Annotated in this window: 3 protein-coding genes; all 3 read right to left on the bottom strand. The window is 75.9% G+C overall.

Annotated features, from left to right (window positions below):
* The coding region (locus FGF04_RS38375; RefSeq protein WP_149516018.1) for a class I SAM-dependent methyltransferase at nt 1–496 on the bottom strand (496 nt) is incomplete at its 3' end.
* Nucleotides 497–619: 123 nt separating this feature from the next.
* Nucleotides 620–2,557 carry a glycoside hydrolase family 9 protein gene (locus FGF04_RS38370; RefSeq protein ID WP_149516017.1) on the bottom strand — a complete coding sequence of 646 codons (1,938 nt, stop codon included), beginning with the start codon at nt 2,555–2,557 and terminating at the stop codon, nt 620–622.
* Nucleotides 2,554–3,924: a sensor histidine kinase gene (locus tag FGF04_RS38365; RefSeq protein ID WP_235882735.1), complete on the bottom strand. Its 1,371-nt coding sequence runs from the start codon at nt 3,922–3,924 to the stop codon at nt 2,554–2,556. The genes FGF04_RS38370 and FGF04_RS38365 overlap by 4 nt, the downstream gene beginning before the upstream one ends.
* Nucleotide 3,925: the final 1 nt, after the last annotated feature.

Raw genomic sequence — 3,925 nt, 5'->3', positions numbered from 1 at the left:
CGTCTCCGACCTGAAGGCCCCCGCCCGGGCCGTCGACGGCCCGGGCGGGGGCCTTCAGGTCGGAGACGTGGACGAGGGCCCCGCCGGGCCGGAGCATGTCCCTGACGGTGGCCGCCACCGGGCCGCGGTCCGTCCAGTGGAAGGACTGGGCGAAGACGGCGACATCGAACGTGCCGAGACCGGCGGGCAGTTCCTCGGCCCGGGCCCGCACCCACCGCGCCCTCCCGTCCAGCCCGCGCACGGCGGCTTCGCGCGCGGCTTCGTCGATCATCCCGCGGTCCGGGTCCACGCCGACGACCTCGGCGAACAGGTGCGCGAGGGTCAGTGCGACGGTGCCGGGCCCGCACCCCACGTCCAGCAGGCGTCCCCGGCCGTCGAGCCCCAGGGCCCCGGCGAGCGCGTCCGCCAGCCCGGGGGCGTAGGGGAGCCGGCCGCGGCGGTAGTGGGCGGCGGCGCCCAGGAACAGCGTGTCGTCCCACTCCCAGTCGGCGGTCATGTCCACTCGCTCCTCACCTCTCGTACCGTCCGCGCGCCGGTCCGGCGGACCGATGGTTCCACGGTTCGGGAGGGTGCCGTCGGATCCGGTCCGGGGGGTGCTGTCGGATCCGGTACGGGCGGGTCACTTCGTGGTCAGGGTGAAGGCCAGTAGTGCCGTGCTGGTGAAGTCCAGGGCGGGTTCCACCGTCTGCCAGGCGCCCACGTCGTCCAGGTAGCGTGCGCCCCTGCCGTCGAAGTCGGTCCAGTCACCCTGCGGCGGGGCCGCCGTGCACTTCTTCATGGTCGGGAAGCTGTTCAACTCCTCCAGTTTGTCCGCCGCGTTGGGGCCGTTGACCACGGCGCCCCGCAGGATGGCGCCCGTCCCGTCATGGCTGCCCCGGAGGTTGGCCAACGGGTGTTCCGGGCAGTGCGGGTAGACCTCGCCCGCACCGATCACGAAGCTCGTCCCCCAGGCGTTGGCGCCCAGGGCCCAGCCCCGCTGCCGCCCGGCGAAGGCCGCGTAACGGGTGTCCCCGGTGGCCCTTGCGTACAGGCGCGCGGTGGCCACCAGCCCGAACGTGTGCGGTACGGCGTCGAAGTCGTCGTAAACGGCGCCGGCGCGGAACGGGTCGTGCCCGGCGCGGGCGACGCCGTCCTCCAGCTGGCGGCGCAGGTCCTCGTACAGCTCCTCGGCGCCGGTCCCGTGCGCCCGGCCGCCGTCCAGGGCGACGGCCAGATCGACGTGCGCCAGGGCGCTGACGTCCGCGACACCGAGGGTGCCCCGTACATCGGAGTCCAGGTATGCCCCGGCCCAGCGCGCCGCGTCGTCGGTCCAGCCGTCCTCCCGTTCGTCCCCCAGCTCCCGTGCGGCCAGGGCCAGTTCGGCGCCCGCGAACTCCATGTCGTCCTGCCAGGAGTCCTCGGGGTAGAAGGTGGGCGGGAACGCGGTGAGGGGCGCCGCCCCGGGGTCGGGATCGGTGTCGGCCAGGGCGTAGACGGCCGCGGCCTTCTCCAGCCAGTCGCGGGCCTCCTCCTCGTCGGTGCCGGCCGCGCGCTGGGCGGCGAGGGCGAACGCCGCGGCCACCCGGCCCGCCAGGGCGGCACCGATCGGCTCGCCCGGCTCGGCGGCGCGGAAGACCGGCCGGTGCTTGATCGCGTGGTCCGGGTCGCCGGGCGACACGTCCAGCCGGTCGTCGGCCTCCGGCAGCCGCCACACGTCGTGGTCGGTGCGCACGGCGTCGTTGCCCACGCCGATCCCGACCTGGGCGTAGAGCGTCCCGCTGTCCTCGTCCCACATCCGGTCCAGCCAGGTCAGCCCGTGCGTTGCCTCGGCGGACAGCCCTTCCAGGTCCGGCAGGTCGCGCTCGGCGAGCAGCAGTTCGGCGACCGCGTAGGACGTGGTGCCGGTGAACTTCAGGAAGTCGCCCGCGTCGAACCAGCCGCCCGAGACGTCGACCCGCTCACCGGTCGGGTTCAGCCCCTCGTCGAGCAGTTCGGTGCCCTCCTCGTCGTACTCCGGCGCGGCGTGGACGGCCGCGTCCCGGTCGGCGAGGTGGGACGGCCCGTGCCGCAGCGCCTGCCTCCGGGTGCCCGCCGCGCCGGGGCGTACGTCGGCCCCGTCGCGCTGCGCCTGCAGGAAGCGGACGTTGTCGCGCACCAGCGGCGTCATCAGCTCGCGGGCCCTGGCGACCCGGAAGGCGGGCGAGCGGCCGGACGCGGTCCCGCCCATGACGACGCGGTACGTGCCGTCGGTGTCCAGCGCGGAGAGGTCGATGGTGCGCACCGAGGGGTACGCGGCGTTCCAGCGGCCGGTGGAGGGGCCGGGCCGGCCGGCCGTGACCACGTCGCCCCCGGCGTCCACGACCGTGAAGCGGGCGCCCGCGAGCGCGGCCGCGGGGCCCATGACGTAGGCCCGCTTCGACTCGCCGCGCACATAGCCGACCTGGTCGACCCTGACGGCGACCTCGGTCGGGGCTGGTTCGTCGCCGAAGGACGGGCCGTACAGGCTGCCGGCGACCAGCAGGGCGCCGAGTCCCGCCGCCGCGGTGGCGGACAGCACGGTTCTACGCGGAAGGTTCATGCGCCCACGGTGCCGGAGCCTTCATGAGATGAGGATGAGGGCGCCTCCGTACGGGGCGGTGGGGCGGCCGGCCGCGCCCGGTGCACGGGCAGCCGCAGCTCCGCGACCAGGCCGCCGCCGGGCGTGTCCACCAGACGGGCGGTGCCGTGGTGCAGCTCGGCGACCCACCGGACGATGGCGAGCCCGGCTCCCGTCCCTGCCCCGGCTCCCGTCCCGGCCCTCGCTTCCGCTCCGGCTCCCGTCGTTCCCGGGGCGCCGTCGGTGCCCCGGGCGGTACCGGTGCCCGGGGTGGTACCGGTGACGCCCCGTGTGAAGACCCGCTCCCGGTCCGCGCGCGGCAGCCCCGCGCCGTGGTCGCGGACCGCGACGAGGCCTGGCGCGACGGTGACCTCCACCGGTGAACCGGCGGAGCCGGTGGAGTCGGTGGAGCCGGTGGGCGCGGCAGGCCCGCCGTGCCGCTGGGCGTTCTCCACCAGGTTCCGCACCGCCTGGGCCAGCAGGTCGGGATCGCCGAGGACCACCACCGGTTCGGAGGTGACCGTGACACCGGCGTGGTCCGGCAGCTCCTCGACCGTGGTCTCCACCAGCTGGTCCAGGCGCAGGGGCACCAGTTCGACCCGCTGTGCCCCGGCTTCCGCACGGGCCCTCGTGAGCAGCCCGGTGACCAGCCGGCTCAGCCGGTCCACCAGCCGCAGGGCCTCGTCGGAGGAACCGCCCCGCTCGACCACCAGCCGCAGGGTCGCCAGCGGTGTACGCAGTTCGTGCGCCGCCTCGGCCAGGAACTGCTCCTGCCGGCCGAGGCCCAGCAGGGCGGGACGCATGGCGCGGCCGGACAGCAGATGGCCCACGGCCGCCGCGCAGCAGACCAGGGCCGTGCAGCCGAGCACCAGCCAGCGCACCAGCAGGTCGTGATCGCGCGCACCGCGCGACGGGTCGGCGCCGACCAGGACCGCCGCACCGATCCGGTCGTCGTCCCAGACCGGGGCCGCCGCCCACCGCAGCCGTCCGCCGTGCGTGTCGGAGGCGTCGACGACGACGGTCCCCTGCGTCTCCAGGACGCTCCGCCAGACGGCGTCCAGCCGGYCCCGGTCCGGCAGCGCGGAGCGCGCGGGGACGGCGCCGCGCACCGACGGCGCCTCTCCCGGAGCCGCCCGCAGGACCGCCAGCACCTGGGCGCCGCGCGCGAGTTCGTCCTCGCGCAGCGGTTCCAGGTGCAGCGTCCCCGCGTCGAACCAGACCGCCCGCGACAGCCCCGTGGCGCGGCTGCCGACCTCGTGGTCGAGTGCGTCCCCGCGGGAGCGCGCGTCGATGTGGACGGCGACCGCGGCGAGGACGACCAGACAGGCCGCGGTCGCCGACGCGAACAGG

The sequence above is a fragment of the Streptomyces apricus genome, assembly GCF_008369065.1.
Classification (GTDB): Bacteria; Actinomycetota; Actinomycetes; order Streptomycetales; family Streptomycetaceae; genus Streptomyces; species Streptomyces apricus.
This window is presented reverse-complemented; position numbering and strand designations above follow the sequence as displayed.

What these genes read in the sequence shown, in the direction of transcription:
- FGF04_RS38370 (WP_149516017.1), bottom strand. Translation starts at nt 2,557, where the DNA reads ATGAACCTTCCGCGTAGAACCGTGCTGTCCGCCACCGCGGCGGCGGGA.